This window comes from Actinosynnema pretiosum, assembly GCF_024171695.1.
In the GTDB taxonomy this organism is placed as follows: domain Bacteria; phylum Actinomycetota; class Actinomycetes; order Mycobacteriales; family Pseudonocardiaceae; genus Actinosynnema; species Actinosynnema pretiosum.
In genome coordinates this window covers 127,160-146,376 of record NZ_JAMTCF010000022.1, presented here as the reverse complement: position 1 = coordinate 146,376, position 19,217 = coordinate 127,160, and the positions used below count along the sequence as shown (strand labels likewise).

The 19,217-nt window shown below is 75.1% G+C and carries 10 protein-coding genes; 8 read left to right on the top strand and 2 right to left on the bottom strand.

What is annotated here, in order from left to right; translation table 11 throughout:
• Positions 1 to 408, bottom strand: a 408-nt coding sequence (locus LV78_RS34430) for an S-adenosylmethionine synthetase N-terminal domain-containing protein (RefSeq protein ID WP_301307867.1), incomplete at its 3' end; no start/stop codon positions are given.
• A gap of 231 nt (positions 409 to 639) precedes the next feature.
• Between LV78_RS34430 and LV78_RS34425 the strand changes: the two genes are divergently transcribed.
• Positions 640 to 1,779, top strand: a complete 1,140-nt coding sequence (locus LV78_RS34425; RefSeq protein ID WP_253850173.1) for a GNAT family N-acetyltransferase — start codon at positions 640 to 642, stop codon at positions 1,777 to 1,779.
• Positions 1,780 to 1,785: 6 nt separating this feature from the next.
• Here the strand turns inward: LV78_RS34425 and LV78_RS34420 are convergent, their stop codons facing one another.
• Complete coding sequence (locus tag LV78_RS34420; RefSeq protein WP_253850172.1) at positions 1,786 to 2,250, bottom strand: hypothetical protein; 465 nt, start codon at positions 2,248 to 2,250, stop codon at positions 1,786 to 1,788.
• A gap of 245 nt (positions 2,251 to 2,495) precedes the next feature.
• Between LV78_RS34420 and LV78_RS34415 the strand changes: the two genes are divergently transcribed.
• From LV78_RS34415 to LV78_RS34385, 7 genes are all read left to right on the top strand, one after another.
• On the top strand, positions 2,496 to 8,342 hold the full coding sequence (locus LV78_RS34415; RefSeq protein ID WP_253850171.1) for an Ig-like domain-containing protein: 5,847 nt from the start codon (positions 2,496 to 2,498) through the stop codon (positions 8,340 to 8,342).
• A gap of 521 nt (positions 8,343 to 8,863) precedes the next feature.
• Positions 8,864 to 11,179 carry a beta-L-arabinofuranosidase domain-containing protein gene (locus LV78_RS34410; protein ID WP_253850170.1) on the top strand — a complete coding sequence of 772 codons (2,316 nt, stop codon included), beginning with the start codon at positions 8,864 to 8,866 and terminating at the stop codon, positions 11,177 to 11,179.
• Between the two features lie 203 nt (positions 11,180 to 11,382).
• The gene (gene wecB / locus LV78_RS34405; protein WP_253850169.1) at positions 11,383 to 12,489 is read left to right on the top strand and encodes a non-hydrolyzing UDP-N-acetylglucosamine 2-epimerase; all 1,107 of its coding nucleotides are present in this window, start codon (positions 11,383 to 11,385) and stop codon (positions 12,487 to 12,489) included.
• Positions 12,486 to 13,175, top strand: a complete 690-nt coding sequence (gene rffC / locus LV78_RS34400; protein ID WP_253850168.1) for a dTDP-4-amino-4,6-dideoxy-D-galactose acyltransferase — start codon at positions 12,486 to 12,488, stop codon at positions 13,173 to 13,175. The genes wecB and rffC overlap by 4 nt, the downstream gene beginning before the upstream one ends.
• The gene (rffA, locus tag LV78_RS34395; RefSeq protein ID WP_253850167.1) at positions 13,172 to 14,326 is read left to right on the top strand and encodes a dTDP-4-amino-4,6-dideoxygalactose transaminase; all 1,155 of its coding nucleotides are present in this window, start codon (positions 13,172 to 13,174) and stop codon (positions 14,324 to 14,326) included. Before rffC ends, rffA begins: the two co-directional genes overlap by 4 nt.
• Positions 14,323 to 17,394, top strand: a complete 3,072-nt coding sequence (locus LV78_RS34390; protein ID WP_253850166.1) for a TDP-N-acetylfucosamine:lipid II N-acetylfucosaminyltransferase family protein — start codon at positions 14,323 to 14,325, stop codon at positions 17,392 to 17,394. Before rffA ends, LV78_RS34390 begins: the two co-directional genes overlap by 4 nt.
• Positions 17,391 to 18,662 carry a nucleotide sugar dehydrogenase gene (locus LV78_RS34385; protein WP_253850165.1) on the top strand — a complete coding sequence of 424 codons (1,272 nt, stop codon included), beginning with the start codon at positions 17,391 to 17,393 and terminating at the stop codon, positions 18,660 to 18,662. The genes LV78_RS34390 and LV78_RS34385 overlap by 4 nt, the downstream gene beginning before the upstream one ends.
• Positions 18,663 to 19,217 lie beyond the last annotated feature (555 nt).

The window sequence follows — 19,217 nt, the reverse complement described above, 5'->3', positions numbered from 1 at the left end:
CAACCCCTGGTCGCCCGCGCCCTGCTGGTCGATGTCGTCACCCGCGTCACCGGTGCGCTGCTCGTACGCGGTGTCCACACCCTGCGCGATGTCCGGCGACTGCGCCCCGATCGCCACGTTCACCCCGCACGAGTGACCGTCGAACCCCTTCGCCGACGAGTCGTACCCGATCTCCAGGATCTTCTCCCGCACGATCGACGGGATGTCCACGTACGCCTCGGTCGTCACCTCACCGGCCACGTGCACCTGACCGGTGGTCACCAGCGTCTCCACCGCCACCCGCGACGTGGGGTCCTTGGCCAGCAGCGCGTCCAGGATCGAGTCGCTGATCGCGTCGCAGATCTTGTCCGGATGGCCCTCGGTCACCGACTCACTGGTGAACAACCTGCCTGGAGTCGCACGCGACATGGCCAACCTTCCTCTTCAGGAAGGCGCCCTTGTGGTGTGAAGGGCAGACGAGCGTGGCGGGTGGTGAACCCGTCGCAGCGCCTCTCGCCTGCGAACCCAGTGTAACCAACGACCGCAACCCGGTGAACCGCCCCGCGCGCACCGAACTTCGGCCCGCACCCCCTGACCTCGCCCCGCACCCCCCTGGAAAACCGCTCGCCCGCGCCGCCGCCACCGCGCCACACTGCGCTGATGCTGCTGCGACCCGCCCGCCCGGAGGACGTCGACCAGATCGCCGAGCTGCTCGCCGACCGGGGCGACCCGGAGGACGCGGTGGACTTCCGCCTGGTCGCGCGCGACCCCGAGGCGGGCTCCTGCGCGGTCGTGGTGGACGGGGGCCGGGTCGTGTCCACGGCGACGCTGCTGGACGAGACCCTGGTCCTGGACGACGTGGTGATCCCGACCGGTCAGGTCGAGCTGGTCGCCACCGCGCACGGGCACGAGGGTCGTGGCCTGGTGCGCAGGCTCATGTCCTGGGCGCACGAGCGCTCGGCCGAGCACGGCCACCTCGCCCAGGTCATGATCGGCATCCCCTACTTCTACCGCCGGTTCGGCTACTCCTACGCCATCCCGATCCCGGCGACCAGGGCGCTCACCGGCACGCCCGACCCCGGCGGGCACGTGCTGCGCCCGGCGACCCAGGCCGACGTCGACCTGCTGGCCCGGCTGCACGCCGCCGAGCTGGCGCTCGCCGACCTGCGGATGCCGCACCCGCCCGCGCGCTGGCGGTGGCTGCTGGAGCACGCGTCGAGCGGGCAGTGGGTGGTCGAGCTGGCGGGGGAGCCGGTCGCGGTGGGCCGGGTGGCGGACGGCGTGCTGGCCGAGGCCGCCGCGACCACCCCCGAGGCCGCGCACGCACTGGCCGCGCTGACCGGCGTGACCCAGGTCGTCGAGCGGCCGGGCACGGTCGCGGGCCGCGCCCTGGAGGGGTTCCTGGCCCCCGCCGACGCGCAGGCGCGCAGCTACTACGCCCGCGTGCCCGACGCGGTGGCGCTGCTGGAGCGCCTGCGCCCCGTGCTGTCGCGGCGGCTGGCGGCGGCCGGGTTCACCGACGGGGAGGCGGTCGTGTCGTTCTTCTCCTCGCACGTCCGCCTGCCCTTCCGCGACGGCGTCGTCGACCGGGTCGTGCCCGGCGGCGTCATGCAGGGCCCGGCCTCGGCGGGTGGTTCGGGCGTGGCCCCGGACCTGCTTCCCGCGCTGCTGTTCGGGCCGCACGGCATCACCGGTCTGGCCGAGCGCCACCCGGACGTCTACCCCGGCCCGCGCGCGGAGCTGGCGGCGGCGCTGTTCCCGCCGGTGCGGGCGGACCTGATGACCTACTACGTGCCCTGAGCGCGCTCAGAACCCGTGGTTCACCCCGTAGTCGCCGTGGTAGTAGATCCCGGCGTCGTTCTGCGACCACTCGGCGCCCCACCCGCAGTAGACCGCGATGTCCTTCCAGTCCAAGCAGAAGTGCATCCGGCTGGTCGAGTCCTCGTCGGTGTACGAGTAGTTGGCCGAGGTCCCGTCGTAGTCGCCGAAGTGCCCGGTCCACGACGTCCCGTCGTGCACCCACACCGAGGGCCGCCAGCCGTCGACCTTGCTCTGCACCTGCCCCTGGTAGTACCCGTTCCCGTTGCAGGTCCCCGGAACCGGCCGCTCGGCGAGCAGCACGGCGCCGTCGACGACCAGCGTGCTGCGGATCTCGCTCGCGCCACCGCAGCGGGCGGAGGCGACGGCGGGCGCGACGACGGCCAGAGCGGTCAGCACGCCCGCCGTGGCGGTCGCGCTGGCGAGGGTGCGGAGAACGTGCTTGCGCTTCAACGGTTTCTCCCGATCTCGGTGGTGCGCGGAGGTGGGGAGGCCCGGTGTGGAGATGCTATCGCCGCACGCGCGCGGGCAGGTTCACTCGATCGGCTGGACCCCGACGCCGATATCGGGCGTGCGGCGCCGCACCCCGACCACCTGATCGGGCCCTCTTCCCCGCGCGCGCAGGTCAGCGCGGCGCGCGTTGCCAATAGTGGTCCGAGGACCCCGCTCGACAGGGGGCGGTCGGCGGAGGAGAACCGATGCTTCGTGGCACGGCGCGACGGCTCGTCAGCGCGTTCGCGGCGGGCGCCCTGGCGCTGTCCTCGCTGCTGCTCCCGGCGCCGTGGTCGGGCGCCCCGGCCGCGCTCGCCGACCCGGCTCCCCGGTGCGGCGAGTCCGGGACCCCCTCGGTGGTCGCGCTGCACGACAGCCACTTCCACGTCGACGCCGCCTCGACCGCGCGCCTGCTCTCCGGGTACGCCGGTTACCGGGTCAGCGCGCCCTCCGCCCGCTCGGGGCTGTGGCTGGAGCTGGGCGGCTTCACCGGCGGCGCGCTGGGCCTCGCCTCGGGCCAGCCCGCCGCCGTGCCGCTGCCCGACCTGATCGGCGCGGGTGCGGCGCGCTACTTCCTGCTCACCGCCACCGGCCCCACCACGACCCCGCAGACCCACTCGGTGACCGTCCACGACGGGCCGCCCGGCGCGGGGTCGGTGGTGTGCTCCCGGACCTTCACCCACGCCGACGTAGTCGACACCATCAAGGCGCTGGCCAACAAGGTCGACTCGGTCACCTCGGACGTGCCCGCCCAGGCCGCGCTCGGCGACGCCGTCACGGTCACCGTCACCGGTCGCACCGGCACCCTGGGCGCGGGCCCGGCCAACGACCCCGGCGTGCTGTCCTACACCCCCAACGCGCTGCCCGACTTCCCGGCCGGGGCCTGGCGGCTGGAGCGCACCGAGCTGCTGGTCTCCCCGGACGGGGTCGCGCCCGCCACCACGCGCGTCGACGGCCTGTTCCTGTCCGGCGCGAGCGGACCGGACCGGCCCTACACCGCCCGCTACACCTTCCGCGCCACCGGTCCCACGACCGCGCGGGCGCGCGTGCAGCCGATCCAGTACATCGCCAGCGGGACCCAGGTCAAGCACACCGACGCGGGAACGGCCGCAGTCGGCGAGCTGCCGTCGGTCTCCAGCCAGGCCCCGCTGACGCTCGCCAAGTCCGTCACCTCGCCGGGTGACGCCGTCCTGGCGGCGGGCGGCGGCACGGCCTCGTACGCGCTGCGCGTCGCCAACTCCGGCCAGCGGTCGGGCGTGGTCGACCAGGTCGTCGACACCCTCCCGGCGGACGCCGCCTACGTCGCGGGCAGCGCCCGGCTCGACGGCCGCCCCACCGCCGACCCGCTCGCCTCCGGGGCCACCCTCGTCTTCCCCGGCCCGATCCGCGTCCCCGCCGCGGGCTCGACCACGCTCACCTACTCGCTGCTGCACGGCCCCACCCCCGGCGCGCGGCGCGACTCCGCCGTCGCCCGCTACGGCACGTCGGTGGTCGACGGCAGCGCCGACCTGCTCGACAGCGCCCCCGCGTCGGCGGCGACCACGGTCCTGGGCTCCTCGGCCCTCGGGCTGGTCGCCGACACCGCCACCACCACGGCGGGCGTCCCGGTGACCCTGGACGTGCTCGCCAACGACACCAACGCCTCCGGCCTGCCCCTGGCGGTGACCTCGGTGGGTGCGCCCGACAGCGGCAGCGCGGTGCGCAACCCGGACGGCACCGTCACCTTCACCCCCGCGCCCGGCGCCTCGGGGACCCGCTCGTTCACCTACGCGGCGGGCGACGGCCGCGCCTCGGGCACCGCCCAGGTCACCGTGTCCGTGACCCCGGCGCCCCGCCAGGACCTCTACAGCACCGGCCGCAACACCGCGCTGAGCGGCAGCAGCGTCCTGGCCAACGACGCCTGCTCGTCGTGCACGGCGGCCCTGCTCACCGCGCCCGCCCACGGCTCGCTGGCGCTCACCGCCTCGGGCACGTTCACCTACACCCCCGCCGCCGGCTACACCGGCTCGGACTCGTTCACCTACCGCGCCACCGACAGCTCGGGCGGGTGGGCGGTCGGCACCGCGCGGATCACGGTCGCGGACCTGGCTCCCGACTACGCGACCACCGCCTCGAACACCGCCGTGGTGGTGCCGGTGCAGGCCAACGACCCCGGCTGCACCGGCGGCTGCAAGCCCCAGGCGGGCACCCAGGCCGCGCGCGGCGCGGTCACCTACTCCAGCGGCGGCACGGTCGTGGTCACCTACACGCCCACCACCGGCCTGTGGGGCCTGGACGGCTTCAGCTACGGCATCACCGGCAGCTCGGGCAGCACCACCACCCCGGTGACGGTGCTGGTCGGCCCGCCCGCCACCACGCTGCGCACCACCTACGGCCTCGCCGCCACCGCGCCCCTGCCCCCTGGCGGTTCCTGCCCCGGCTGCTCCTACCTGCCGGGAACCCCGCCCGCGCACGGCTCGGTGTCGGTCGACCCCGCCACCGGGGCCTCCACCTACACGCCCGCCGCCGGGTTCGCGGGCACGGACAGCTACGGCTACGTCGTGCGCGACCCCGCCAACGGGTTGCGCGTCACCGGCGTGGTGAACACCGTCGTCGGGCCCGCCGCCGTGGACGACGCGGCCTCGGTCCTGCTCGGCGAGAGCGTCTCCGGCGACGTCGCGGCCAACGACGCGTGCCCGGACACCTGCACCCGCGCCCTCGTCGCCGCCCCCGCGGGCGGGGTGTTCACCCTGGCCCCGGACGGCACGTTCACCTACGCCTCCGACACCGCCGTCGGCGAGCTCGCCGCCGTCTACCGGATCACCAGCTCGGTCTCCGGCTCGGCGAGCGCGAGCGCGACCGTGCGGCTGACGGTGCGCGGCGCGGTCGACGACGCCGCCACCACCGCGACCGGCACGGCGACCACCGTGCCCGTGCTGGCCAACGACCCCTGCGCGCACTGCCTGCTCGCCTCGGTGGGCGCCCCGACCTCCGGAACGGCCGAGCTCGACGGCCTGAGCGTGCGCTACACCCCGGCCCCCGGCTTCTCCGGCCGCGCCACCTTCACCTACACCCTCGCACTGGGGGCGGCCACCACCACCGCGCGGGTGACCGTCACCGTCGCCCCGCGCGCGGTCGACGACGTCGCCACCACCGGCGAGGGCGTCCCGGTGGACGTGCTGCCGCTGCTCAACGACGTGTGCGCCAACTGCGCGCTGACCGGCGTGAGCACCACCGGGCCGGGGTCGGCGGCGCGCTCGGGCGACGTGGTCACCTACACCCCGTCCGGGGTGGGCACGGCGGTGCTGACCTACGCGGCCGTCGACGGCTCGGGCGCGGCGTTCGGCGGGACGATCACCGTCGACGTGCTCGCCGCGCCGGTGCTGGCCGACGACTCCGCCACCACCCGCGCCGACGCGCCCGCCACCGTGCCGGTGCTGGCCAACGACACCTGCCCCGGCTGCGCCGTCGAGGTCGCCGCCGACCCCGCGCACGGGTCGGTCGTGGTGGACGTGCGCGGCCGGGCCGTCTACCGGGCCGCGCCGGGCTTCAGCGGCGTCGACGCCTTCCGCTACCGGGCGACCGACCCGGCGACCGGGGCGGGGGCGAGCGCGACCGCGTCGGTGACGGTGTCCCCGGTGGCGCGCGACGACCTCGTCCGCACCGGCGTCGGGGTCGCGGTGACGGCGGACGTGCTGGCCGACGACGACTGCTCCGCGTGCTCCCCGGCGCTGGGGCCGGTGACCGGCGACGTGAGCGCGTCGGTGGTCGACGGTGACGTCCGGGTCGTCCCGGCGCCGGGGTGGACCGGGACGGCGGTGGTGCCGTACACGGCCACCGACGCGGTCACCGGGCTGACCGCGTCGGCGGTGCTGCGCGTGGAGGTCTCCGACGCCAGGCCCGACGCCGCGACCACGCCCTTCGGGCAGCCGCTGGTGGGCCTGGACGTGCTGGCCAACGACGACTGCCCCGGCTGCGCGGTCACCTCGGTGACCGGGGCCGACCACGGCACGCCCTCGGCAGGCGGGACGGTGGTCGGCTGGACGCCGCCCGCCGGGTTCTCGGGCCTCGCGGTGTTCGGCTACACCGCGTCGGGCGGTGGCCGCACCACGGGTTCGACCGTGCGCGTGCTGGTGGCCCCCGACCGGGCGCGCGTGGACGTGCCGCGCGACACGACCACGCCGGTGCCGCTGCCCGTGCTGGCCGCGTGCCCCGGCTGCGCGGTGGACGTCCTGCTCCCGGCGGAGCGGGGCGAGGTGGTGCAGGACGGCGCGCAGCTGACCTACGCGCCGCTGGCCGGGTTCCTCGGCGGCGACGCCTTCACCTACCGGGTGACCGATCCGGTGTCGGGCCTGTCGGTGGAGGGCGTCGTGGACGTGGTCGTCGCCGAGCCCGCGCCCGTCGCGTCGCTGTCGGTGACCGCGATCCCGCCCGTGGTCGGGGCGGTGCCGCGCGCGGGCGACCTGGTCGAGTGGGCGTGGACGGTGCTCAACAGCGGCGGCGCCGCCCTGTCCGGGCTCACCCCCGGTGGGGGAGCGGTCTGCGCGGACGCCGAGCTGGCGCGGGGGAGCAGCACCCGGTGCGCGCTGACCGCCGGGCTGACGCAGGCCGAGGTGGACGCGGGGAGCGCCGCGCGGCGGTTGGACGTCACCGCCGCGCCGGACGGCGGGGGCGGGCCGGTCTCGGCGGGCGCGGACTCGGCGGTGGCGCTGACGCGCGCCCCCGCGATCGGGCTGACCGCGTCGGCGCGGCTGGACGGCGGGGTGGTCGTGGTGACCTACCTGGTCACCGACACCGGCAACACCGGGCTGGCGGGGGTGGGCGTGCTCCTGGGGGACGGGACGGCGCTGGGGTGCGACGCCACGACGGCGCTGCCCGACGACGTCGTCACCTGCACCGGGGCGCACGCCGTGACGCAGGCCGACGTGACCGCCGGGCGGTGGGACAGCGAGGGCGTCGCGACGGCCCTGGCGCCCTCGGGGGGCGAGGTGACCGCGCGGGCGGGCACCAGCACCGCGCTGACCGCACCGCCGACGACGACGACCACCACGGTGCCGACCACGACAACCAGCACGACGACGACCACCACGACCGCTCCGGTGACCACGACCGAGCCGACCACGACGACGACCGAGCCGCCGACCACGACCACCACCCCCGTCACCACCACGGCACCGGTCACCACGACGTCGACCACGACCCCGGTCACCACGCCCCCGACGACCACCACGCCGGTCACCACCACACCGCCGACCACCACCACCCCGCAGTCCCCGGTGGCCACCGTGTCCGGTGTCGTGTGGTTCGACCGCGACCTCGACGGCACCCTGAACGGCCGCGAGTGGCCCCTGCCCGGCGTCCGCGTCGAGCTGTCCTCCGGCGTGGTCCGCGCGGCCTCGGCCCCGAGGTACGCGACGACCGAGCCCGACGGCTCCTACCGCTTCGCGGACGTCCCGCCCGGCTCCTACACCGTCTCGGCGTCCGTGTCCTCGGCGGTCGGCTTCTCGTACACCTCGGACAGCGACGGCCAGGCCGACTGGTCGGTCCAGGTCACCGCCACCGGCGCCGGTCCGGCGCGCGCCGACTTCGCGGGCATCGGCAGGGGCAGCCTGGGCGGCGCCGTGTTCGACCGGGACACCCAGGCCCCCATCGCCGGGGCGCTGGTGACGTGCCGCTGGGCCGGGCTGGACGACGTGCCGGGCACGTCCGACGACGTGGACATGCCGGTGGACGCGGACGCGGGTGGCGCGTTCGCCCTGGACCAGCTCCCGTACGGCCGCTACACCTGCTCGGGCGTCGACCCGGTCACCGGCAGCCCGTCCGACGAGGCGGTGGTGGAGGTGCTGTCCGCCGAGCCGGTGCGCGCCGAACTGCCCATCGGCGGCGGCGTCGCCCCGGCGCCCCCCGCCGTCCTGGCCCCCGAGCGCGACCCGGCCCCCGCCCGCCACCCCCTGGCCGCGACCGGCGCGGGCCCTGTCCCGCTGCTCCTGGCGTGCGCGTCCCTGCTCGGCCTGCTCGGCGCCGCGCTGCGCCGGTCGGCGGGGCCGGGGCGCGGGAAGCGGGCACGCGGCTGACCCCGCACCAGGGGGCGGGCGCGTTCGGCCACGCGCCGCGCGCACCGCCGGGGAGTGGAGCACGCGCCCGCGCCCTCGCTCCGCCCGCCGACGAGGCGGCGGGGTCCAGCCGGACGCGCACGCTGCTGAGCCCGGCCCCGGCCTCGGCGTCACCCCTCCCTGTTAGCGCTAACGGCACCTGAACGGCCGAGTCGTCGTCCTTGTCGCGGGCAAAACCGCTGCGCTACGGTCACTCCGGGAACGCTCCCGATCTCGCTGGCCCGGCACCGGCGCAGAGCCCCGTGCATCCTGCTCGCAAGGAGGCGAAGCATGGTTTCGCGCGCTCCGACGTGCCGCCAGTCACCACCACCGCGACCAGGGCCCGTCGAGGCCCCACCCCGGTGACCACCGGGTGCGGCTGACCTCACCGCGTCCCGCGCCCGTCCCCTCCAGCCCTGCCGCTGTTAGCGGTAACAGGGCAGTTCCCCCTGCGCGGACCACCCGCGCCCCCGACCGCTCCCGTGATCGCAGGAGGTCCACCCGTGCCCTCACCGCTGAGCAGGCGCACCCTGTTCCAGGCCGCAGGCGTCGCCGTCGCGGCCACCGCCGTCCCCGGTCTCGTCCAGGGCGTCGCGCAGGCCGCGTCCGTGCCGCCCGCCCGCCCGGACATCGGCGCGGCGGCCTCCGCGTTCGACCTCGGCCAGGTCCGGCTGACTCCCGGCCGCTGGATGGACAACCAGAACCGCGCCCTGGCCTACCTGCGGTTCGTGGACCCGGACCGGCTGCTCTACAACTTCCGCGCCAACCACCGCCTGTCCACGGCGGGCGCCGCGCCGCTGGCCGGGTGGGAGGCCCCGGACTTCCCGTTCCGCACCCACAGCCAGGGCCACTTCCTCACCGCCTGGGCGCAGGCGTGGGCCGTGCTCGGCGACACCACCTCCCGCGACCGCGCCAACTACCTGGTCGCCGAGCTGGCCAAGTGCCAGGCCAACAACGCCGCCGCGGGCTTCACCGCGGGCTACCTCTCCGGCTTCCCCGAGTCGGACCTCGACGCCCTGGAGGCCGGGACCCCCAAGGCCGTCTCCTACTACGCCCTGCACAAGACCCTGGCCGGTCTGCTGGACGTCTGGCGGCACCTCGGCAGCACCCAGGCCCGCGACGTGCTCCTGCGCTTCGCGGGCTGGGTCGACTGGCGCACCGCCCGCCTGTCGCAGGCGACCATGCAGCGCGTGCTGGCCACCGAGTTCGGCGGCATGAACGCCGTCCTGGCCGACCTCTACCAGCAGACCGGCGACGCCCGCTGGCTGGCCACGGCCCAGCGCTTCGACCACGCCGCCGTCTTCGACCCCCTGGCCGCGAACCAGGACCGCCTCAACGGCCTGCACGCCAACACCCAGGTCCCCAAGTGGATCGGCGCGGCCCGCGAGTACAAGGCCACCGGCACGACCCGCTACCGCGACATCGCCACCAACGCCTGGAACATCACCGTCGCCGCGCACACCTACGTGATCGGCGGCAACAGCCAGGCCGAGCACTTCCGCGCCCCCAACGCCATCGCCGCGCACCTGGCCACCGACACGGCCGAGGCGTGCAACACCTACAACATGCTCAAGCTGACCCGCGAGCTGTGGCTGCTGGAGCCGACCAAGGCGGCCTACTTCGACTTCTACGAGCGGGCCCTGCTCAACCACCTGATCGGCCAGCAGAACCCGGCCGACGCCCACGGCCACATCTGCTACTTCACCGGCCTGAACCCCGGCCACCGCAGGGGCCGCACGGGTCCGGCGTGGGGCGGTGGCACGTGGAGCACCGACTACAGCACGTTCTGGTGCTGCCAGGGCACCGGCATCGAGACCAACACCAAGCTCGCCGACTCGATCTACTTCCGCGACGGCACGACCCTGACCGTCAACCTCTACACCCCGTCCACGCTGACCTGGTCCGAGCGCGGCATCACGGTCACCCAGAGCACCACCTACCCGGCGAGCGACACCACCACGCTCACCGTGACCGGCAGCGTCGGCGGCTCCTGGACGATGCGCCTGCGCATCCCGGCGTGGACCTCGGGCGCGACGATCGCGGTCAACGGCACGACCCAGAACGTCACCGCCGCACCAGGTTCCTACGCCTCCCTGACCCGCTCCTGGACCTCCGGCGACACCGTCACCCTCCGCCTGCCCATGCGCGTGGTCACGGCCCCCGCGCCCGACAACCCGAACGTCGTCGCGGTCACCTACGGCCCGGTGGTCCTGGCGGGCAACTTCGGCAGCACGACCCTGTCCGCGCTGCCCGCGCTCGACGTCGCCTCGATCACCCGCACCAGCAGCACCGCGCTCACCTTCACCGCCCGCTCGGGCGGCTCGACGGTGAACCTCGGCCCGTTCCACGACGCCCACGGCTTCAACTACACCGTCTACTGGAGCACCGGCGGCGGCACGACCACGCACCGACTGGTCAACGCCGCCAGCGGCCTGGTCCTGGGCATCCGCGACATGTCCACCGCCGACGGCGCGCTGGCCCTGCAGTGGGGCGACACCGGAACCGCCGACCACAACTGGGAGATCGTCCCGGACGGCTCCGACGTGCGCTTCCGCAACGCCCACAGCGGCAAGGTGCTGGGCGTGGAGAACATGTCGACCGCGAACGGCGCCCGCGTCCTGCAGTGGGGCGACACGGGGACCGCCGACCACCGGTGGACCCTGATCGACAACGGCGACGGCACCCACCGCGTCCGCAACGCCAACAGCGGCAAGCTCCTGGCGATCGAGAACAACTCCACCGCCCAGGGCGCGCTGGCCGTCCAGGACTCGGACAACGGAACCCCGGACAACCGCTGGAGGTTGGTGCGCAACGGGTGAGCCGGGGCCCGCTACCACCGCCCACGCCGACCGGGCACCCCCGGACGGGCGGTGGTCGGCGGGCACGCTCGGTGGCCGGGCACCGCCGGGCGGGCGAACCGCACCGATCGCCGCAGGGCATCCGGAGGACCGCGACCGGTGACCGGGCTGGTCTGCGGTAGCGGTGGACCCGGCGGCCCCGCACCGCCGGGGAGGCGGTACCGATGCCGAAGGTCCTCCACGTGGTCAGCGCGCGCCCGAACTTCCCCAAGGTCGCGCCCATCCACCGGGTCATCGCCCGCCGGGGGAGCCTGGAGCAGCGCGTCGTGCACACCGGGCAGCACTACGACCCGGCGCTGAGCGAGGTCTTCCTCGCCGACCTCGGCCTGCCCCCGCCGGACTTCGCGCTCGACACCGGGTCGGGCAGCCACGCCGAGCAGACCGCGCGGACCCTGCTGGGCCTGGAGGACCTGCTCGACCGGTTCCGGCCCGACCTGCTCACCGTCGTCGGCGACACCAACGGCGCGCTCGCCGCCGCGCTGGCGGCGGCCAAGGCCCAGGTCCGCGTCGCCCACGTCGAGGCGGGCCTGCGCAGCTTCGACCGGCGGATGCCCGAGGAGGTCAACCGGGTCGTGATCGACCACCTCGCGGACCTGCACCTGACCCCGTCCCCGGACGCGGGCGCCAACCTGCTGCGCGAGGGGATCGACCCGAGCCGCGTGCACCACGTCGGCAACGTCATGATCGACACCCTGCTGCACTGCCTGGACCTGGCCACCGCGCGCGCCGCGCCCGAGCGGTTCGGGCTCACGGCGGGCGGTTACGCCGTCTCCACCCTGCACCGGCCGTCCACAGTGGACGACCCGGTCGCGCTCGCCGCGCTCCTGGGCGCGCTGGCCGGGATAGCCGAACGACTGCCCGTCGTCCTGCCCGTCCACCCGCGCACCGAGCGGACGTTGCGAGACCCGCGCGCGCAAGCCGTCCTGGCCTCGGCCCCCGGCCTGCGGCTGCTCCCACCGCTGGGGTACCTGGACTTCCTGTCCCTGACCGCGCGCGCCCGGCTCGTGCTCACCGACTCCGGCGGCCTGCAGGAGGAGACGACCGTCCTCGGCGTGCCCTGCCTGACGTTGCGGGAGAACACCGAGCGCCCGATCACGGTCGAGCAGGGCACCAACACCGTCGTCGGCGTCGACCCGGACGCCGTCCTCCGCGCCGCGCACGAGGCCCTGGACCGACCGCCCCCGGCCGCCGTCAGGCCCGAGCTCTGGGACGGCCACGCCGCCGAGCGCGTGGTCGACGTCTACGAGCGCGAACTCGGGCTCACCCGGTGACCGCCGTGCGCGGCTCGGTGGAACAGCTCCGGTGGGCCAGCGAGGCGTTCGCCCGCCGCTGCGGCCGGGTCGACCTCGACCCGACCGCGCCCCCGCTCACGCCCGCACGGCTGACCGGCTACGACATCGTGGAGGCGGCCGTGCCCGCGACCCGTCCCGAGCTGGCCGACGGCCTGGCGGACCTCGGCTTCCGCCTCGCCGACGGCGCGGTCGACCTGCTCTGGCCGCACCCGGTCGACGGCGAGCGCGCCCCCTGCCGCGCCGCCCGGCTCCCGGACGTCCCCGCGCTGCGCGACCTCGCCGCGAACACCTTGCGCCGCAGCCGCTTCCGCCCGCCCTGGTACACCGCCGAGGAACGCCGCACGCTCTACCGCAGCTGGGTGGAGAACGCCGTGCGCGGCACGTTCGACCACGTCTGCCTGCTGCCCGCCGACGGGACACCGGCCTTCGTCACGGTGCGCGCGCTCGACGACGGCTCGGCGCGCGTCGGCCTGCTGACCGTCGCCGACGCCGCGACCGGCCGGGGAGTCGGCGGCGCGCTGGTCGACGCCGCTCGGCACTGGTGCGCCGACCGCGGCCTCGACCCGCTCCGGGTGACCACGCAGACCGGGAACCTGCCCGCGATCCGCCTCTACACCTCGCGCGGCGCGCGGGTCGCGGGCATCCGGCACTGGATGTACCGGTGATCCCGTTCAACAGCCCACCGATCGTGGGCACCGAGCGCCGCTACCTCGACGCCGCGCTGGCGGGCGGCGGGCTGTCCGGCAGCGGCGGGTCGTTCGGCCTGCGCTGCCAGGAGTGGCTGGAGCGCGCCCTCGGCTCGCACCGGGCGCTGCTCACCCCGTCCTGCACCTCGGCGCTGGAGCTGGCCGCCCTGCTGCTGGACGTCGGCCCCGGCGACGAGGTGATCATGCCCAGCTACACCTTCGTCTCCACGGCCACCGCGTTCGCGCTGCGCGGCGCCCGCGTCGTGTTCGTGGACGTGCGGCCGGACACGATGGTCCTGGACGAGACCCTGGTGGAGGCGGCGGTCACCGAGCGCACCAAGGTCGTCGTCGCCGTGCACTACGCGGGCGTGGCGTGCGACCTGGAGGTGCTCGCGCGGGTCGCCGGGCGGCACGACCTGTGGGTCGTGGAGGACGCGGCCCAGGGACTCCTCGCCACCCAGCGCGGTCGCCCGCTCGGCGCGGTCGGGCACCTCGGCTGCCTGAGCTTCCACGAGACCAAGGGGTTCACGGCGGGCGGCGAGGGCGGCGCGCTCCTGGTCAACGACCCGTCGTTCGCCGACCGCGCGGAGGTGCTGCGCGAGAAGGGCACCGACCGCGCCCGGTTCCAGCGCGGCGAGGTGTCCCGCTACTCCTGGCAGGACCTGGGGTCCAGCGCCCTGATGTCCGAGTTGCAGGCGGCGTTCCTGCTCGCCCAGTTCGAGGCCGCCGACCGGATCTCCGCGCGGCGGCACGAGCTGTGGGACGCCTACCGGGAGGCGCTGGGACCGGTCGCCGAGGACGGGGCCTTCGCGCTGCCCACGATCCCGGCGCACAGCGGGCACAACGCGCACGCGTTCACCCTGAAGCTGCCGGGACCCGCCGAGCGCGCCCGGTTCCTGGCCGACCTCGCCGCGTCGGGCGTGCTGGCGACGTTCCACTTCGTGCCGCTGCACAGCTCACCGGCCGGACGCCGGTTCGGCCGCTTCCACGGCGTCGACCGGCACACCACCGACGTCAGCGAGCGCGTGGCGCGGCTGCCGCTGTTCCTGGCCATGACCGACGCCCAGCACCGCGCCGTCGTCGACGCCGTCCTGCGCCACCACGACCGGAAGGGGCGCCACCAGCCGTGATCCACCTGCTCGGATCGGACATCCCGCACCACAACAGCACGGTCCTGCGCTTCTTCGACCGGGTCGTGGCCCGCACCTCGCCCAGCAGGCCGGTGTTCTGGGTGACAGCGGCCGACCCGCACGCCCTGGGCGAGCACCCGAACCTGGACGTGACCGTGTTCCCGACCCGTCGCGCGCTCGCCCGCTCCGCGGTGACCGCCGCGCTGCGCGACCGCTCCCGGCGCTTCTTCCTGCACGGCCAGTTCGCCCCCGAGCTGTGGCTCGCGCTGCTGGGCGGCGCGATCCGCCCAGACCAGGTCGACTGGCACGTCTGGGGCGCCGACCTGCACGAGACGGCCGAAGGGCCTCGGGCGCGGGCGTTCTACCGGATGCGCCGCGCCGCCCACGGCCGGGTCGGCCGGGTCCACGGCACGCTCGGCGACCTCGCCCACTACCGCGCGCGCCACCCCGACGTGCCCGCCTCGCTGCTCTACTTCCCGACCAGGATGCCGGAAACCCCGGTGGCCCCAACGGTTCCCGGTCCCGGCTTCACGGTGCTGGTCGGCAACTCCGGCGACCGCAGCAACCGCCACGTGCTGGCACTGCGTGCGGTCCGGTCCCGTTTCGGCCCGGACACCCGCGTGGTCATCCCGTTCGGCCACCCACCGGGCAACGACGACTACCGCCGCACCGTCACCGCCGAGGCGCGCCGCCTCTTCCGCCCCGACGCCGTGCGGCTGCTCCCGGAACCCCTGCCACTGGACGACTACGCGGCGCTGGTGGCGGGCTGCGACCTCGGCTACCTCCTCGCGCCGAGGCAGCAGGGCATCGGCACGCTCAGCCTGCTGATCCGGCACGGGGTGCCCTTCGTCCTGAGCGAGCGCAACACCTTCGCCGTCGACCTGGCCGAGCAGGGCGTTCCGTTCCTGCGGCACGGCGAGGACGTCGGCGCGGAGGCGGTGCGGCGCTGCCGCGACCGGCTCGCCCACGTGCGCTGGTCCGCCCTGTCCTTCACCCCCGAGAACTGCGCCCCCGCCTGGCACGCGCTCACCCTCACCGCACCGGCCCCCACTGCACCACCCCCCACCGCACCGGCCACCGTCGTCGGCTCGTTCGTCACGCCGCTCGCCCACCTGCTGCGCGCCCTCCTGCCCGCCGACCGGCTGTCCTTCGACACCTGCTTCTCCCTGGCGTTCGCGCTCACCAGCTACCTCGGCGTGCCCCTGACCCTGCTGCTGGTGCTGGGTTTCGGCGCCGAGGGCGTCCCGGCCGGTCCGGCGGTGGGCGCGCTGCTCCTCCCGGTGGCCTTCTACCTGGCCTACCGCGCGTCCTACGCCACGACCCGCCCCACGGGCGCGCCCCGCCCGCTGCCCGCGCTCACCCACCGCGAGTCCACCACGACGGCCGCCGCCATGGCCGCGCTGGCCTGCGGTTCGCTCGCCGCGTTCACCGCCCGCAACGGCGTCCTGCTCCTGCGCGCCGCCAACTACGCGCAAGCCCTGTCACCGGGGGTGCGCGCCGTCGCGCTCAAGCGGTTCCCGCACTTCTTCCTGCCCGCCGCGCTGATCGCCTACTTCCAGCGCCCGACCCGCAGGCGCTGGCTCGCGTTCCTCGCCACCACCTCCGCGTTCGGCGCCCTCACCTACGCTGCGGTCGGCGGCACCCGCGCCACCTTCGTGATGGCGCTCGCCCTGTCGACCGTCCTCGGCCTGGCCGACGGTCACCTTCCACAGTGGACGGTCGTGCCGCTGGGCGCGGGCGGCGTGGTCGTCCTGCACCTGCTCGCCCAGGGCCGCTACCGCCTCGGCTCCACCGGCTGGCAGCGGCTGCACGACTTCCTGGTCTTCACCCGCGACACCCTCTCGCCGTGGGAGCACCTGGCCCTGATCCTGCGCAAGCGCGCCACCGTCGACTTCCAGGGACTCGCGCCGATCATCCGCGACTTCCACGTCTACGTCCCGAGGCGGCTGTGGCCGACCCGCCCGAGGATCACCCTCAACACGGCCAAGTACTTCACCCTGCACGTCCTGGGCGCCGAGCGCGTCACCACCCTCTCGCCCACCCTCGTCGGCTCGTCCTACCTCATGGGCGGCGTCCCCGGCGTGCTGCTCGGCGCGGGCGCCACCGGCCTGGTCGTCGGCGGGCTCGACCGGCTGCTGCGCGCCGCGGGTCCCGACGACGCCGTGGTGAAGGCCTTCTGCCTCGGCTCGCTGTTCACCGTGGCCGTCCTGGTCCGCGAGGGCCTCGACTCGTTCACGTCCCGCTTCGCCCTGCACACCGGCGTGTTCGGCGTCGGTGTCGCCACCGCCAAGGCGGTCCGCGCGCTGCTGCCGGACCGCACACCCCAGGGAGGTCCCGAGATGAGCGCGGTCACCCGGCACGAGCTGCGCGGCGTGGGGGTGCTCGGCTACCGCGACCGGCAGCACCTGCTCGACGACCTCTTCGACGGCGGCACGCCGCGAGCCGGGCTCGTGGTCGCGATCAACGCGGAGAAGGTCGTGGTCTCCGAGCGGGACCCGGAGCTGCGCCGCGTGGTCCAGGAGGCCGAGTTCCCCTACGCGGACGGCGTCAGCATCGTGCGCTCGTTGCGGCGCAAGTTCGGCGTGCGGGTCGAGCGGGTGCCCGGAGTCGAGCTGTGGCCCGCCCTGATGCGCCGGGCGGGCGAGGTCGGGGCGGGCGTGTTCCTGCTCGGCGGCCGACCCGAGGTGCTGGACGCGGTGCGCCGCAAGGTGTCCGAGGAGTGGCGGGTCGACGTGGTGGGCGGCAGGCACGGCTACTTCACACCCGCCGAGCGGGCCGAGGTGATCGAGCGGGTGCGGGCCAGCGGCGCGCGGATCGTCACCGTGGCGCTGGGGTCGCCCCGGCAGGAGCTGTTCATGCGCGAGTGCCGGGCCGCCCACCCCGACGCGCTCTACGTCGGCGTCGGCGGCACGTTCGACGTCGTCGCCGGGACCGTGAAGCGGGCGCCCGCGCTGTTCCGCAAGGCGCAGCTGGAGTGGCTGTACCGGATCGCGTCGCAGCCCACGCGCTGGCACCGCCTGGAGCGCGTGGTCCGGTACGCCGCCTACCACTACGGGAACCGGCTGTGAGCGCGGGCGTCGACCTGGTCGTCGTCGGCCTCGGCTACGTGGGCCTGCCGCTGGCGCGCGAGGCGTGCCGCGCGGGACTCGCGGTCGCCGGGCTCGACACCGACGCGTCGGTCGTGGCCGGACTGCTGGCGGGCCGCTCGCACGTCGGCGACGTGGGCGAGGCCGACGTGGCGTGGATGCTGGCCTCGGGCTTCCGCCCCACCGGCGACGACGAGGTGCTCGCGGGGGCGGGCGCGGTGGTGCTGTGCGTGCCCACCCCGCTGACGCCGGACGGCGCGCCGGACCTGACCGCCGTGCGCGCCGCCTGCACCGCCGTGGCCGCGCGCCTGCGGCCGGGAACCCTGGTGGTGCTGGAGTCGACCACCTACCCGGGGACCACCGAGGAGGTCGTGGCCCCGCTGCTGGAGACCTCGGGCCTGCGCGCGGGCGCGGACTTCCCGCTGGCGTTCTCCCCGGAGCGGGTCGACCCCGGCAACGCCGCGCGCGGGGTGCGCGTCACCCCGAAGGTCGTCGGCGGCCTGACCCCGGCGTGCGGCGCGGCGGCGGCCGAGTTCTACGGCAAGTTCGTCGCGAGCGTGCACCTGGCCAAGGGCGCGCGCGAGGCGGAGATGGCCAAGCTGCTGGAGAACACCTACCGGCACGTGAACATCGCCCTGGTCAACGAGCTGACCGTGCTCTGCCGCGAGCTGGGCGTCGACCCGTGGGACGTGATCGACAGCGCCGCGACCAAGCCCTTCGGCTTCCAGCCCTTCCACCCCGGACCGGGCGTGGGCGGGCACTGCATAGCTGTGGACCCATACCTGCTCAGCCACCGCGTGCGCGCGCTCGGCCACCCGTTCCGCCTGGTGGAGGCGGCGCAGGAGGTGAACTCCCGGATGCCCGGCCACGTCGTGGAGCGCGCGGCGGCCCTGGCGCTGCGCCACGGGGTGGACCTGGCGGGGGAGCGGGTGCTGCTGTGCGGCGTCACGTACAAGGCGGACGTGGCCGACCTGCGCGAGACCCCGGCGACCCCGGTGGCGCGCCTGCTGCGCGACCGGGGCGCGGAGGTGGCCTTCCACGACCCGCACGTCGCGGAGTGGTCCGTGGACGACGTGCCGGTGCCCCGCGAACCCGACCTGGTGACCGGTCTGCGCGCCTGCGCTTTGACCATCGTGGTGACCCACCACCGCGCCTTCGCCCCCGAGGAGCTGGCCGCGCACAGCCGGTTGCTGCTGGACACGCGGGGCGGGATGCGCCCGTGGGAGGGGGACGCGCTGGAGGTCCTCTGACCGCAGCACGTCCGCGACCCCACATCCTCAGCCCGAGTCGGCCCACACCGGCGCACCGGGCCCGTCCGGCGTGACCACCGGAACCTACGCCTCGTCGACCTCGTCGACTTCGTCGAACCGACCCTCGTCCGCAGGGGACGGTGCTAAAGAGAACGGCTATTTTTAGCCGTTCCGCTGAACGGGTCCTGGCGTTGACGCCCTTCCTGGACGGTGGTCGCGGTGCCGAGGAGGGGAAGTTTCCACTCTGCCAAAGGGAAATCCCACCAGCTCGCTCCCGATTAGTGATGGGAGCGCTCCCAAAGCTGGGTGTCCAATGGTCGCCTCCAGGCTCCCGCCGGTGGTGCGGCGCGCGCGGAAAACCTCCGTCCCTCCCCGGAGGGGAACCGCAAGAGGCCACCCCCCCGGCGATTCGCTACCTGAGCTGCTCAGCACCAACCCGCTCAGGTCGACCAGATGTGGCCCCTGCGCGTCCCCGCCCGACCGTCCCCCGGTGTGATCATCCGCTGTTCCGCAGACACGGTTTCCACGTCAATGCGCATACCTCAACGGAAATCT

Bases quoted from the DNA above. Each gene is read 5' to 3' on its own strand.
- LV78_RS34425 (WP_253850173.1), top strand. From the start codon at position 640: ATGCTGCTGCGACCCGCCCGCCCGGAGGACGTCGACCAGATCGCCGAG.
- LV78_RS34415 (WP_253850171.1), top strand. From the start codon at position 2,496: ATGCTTCGTGGCACGGCGCGACGGCTCGTCAGCGCGTTCGCGGCGGGC.
- wecB (WP_253850169.1), top strand. From the start codon at position 11,383: ATGCCGAAGGTCCTCCACGTGGTCAGCGCGCGCCCGAACTTCCCCAAG.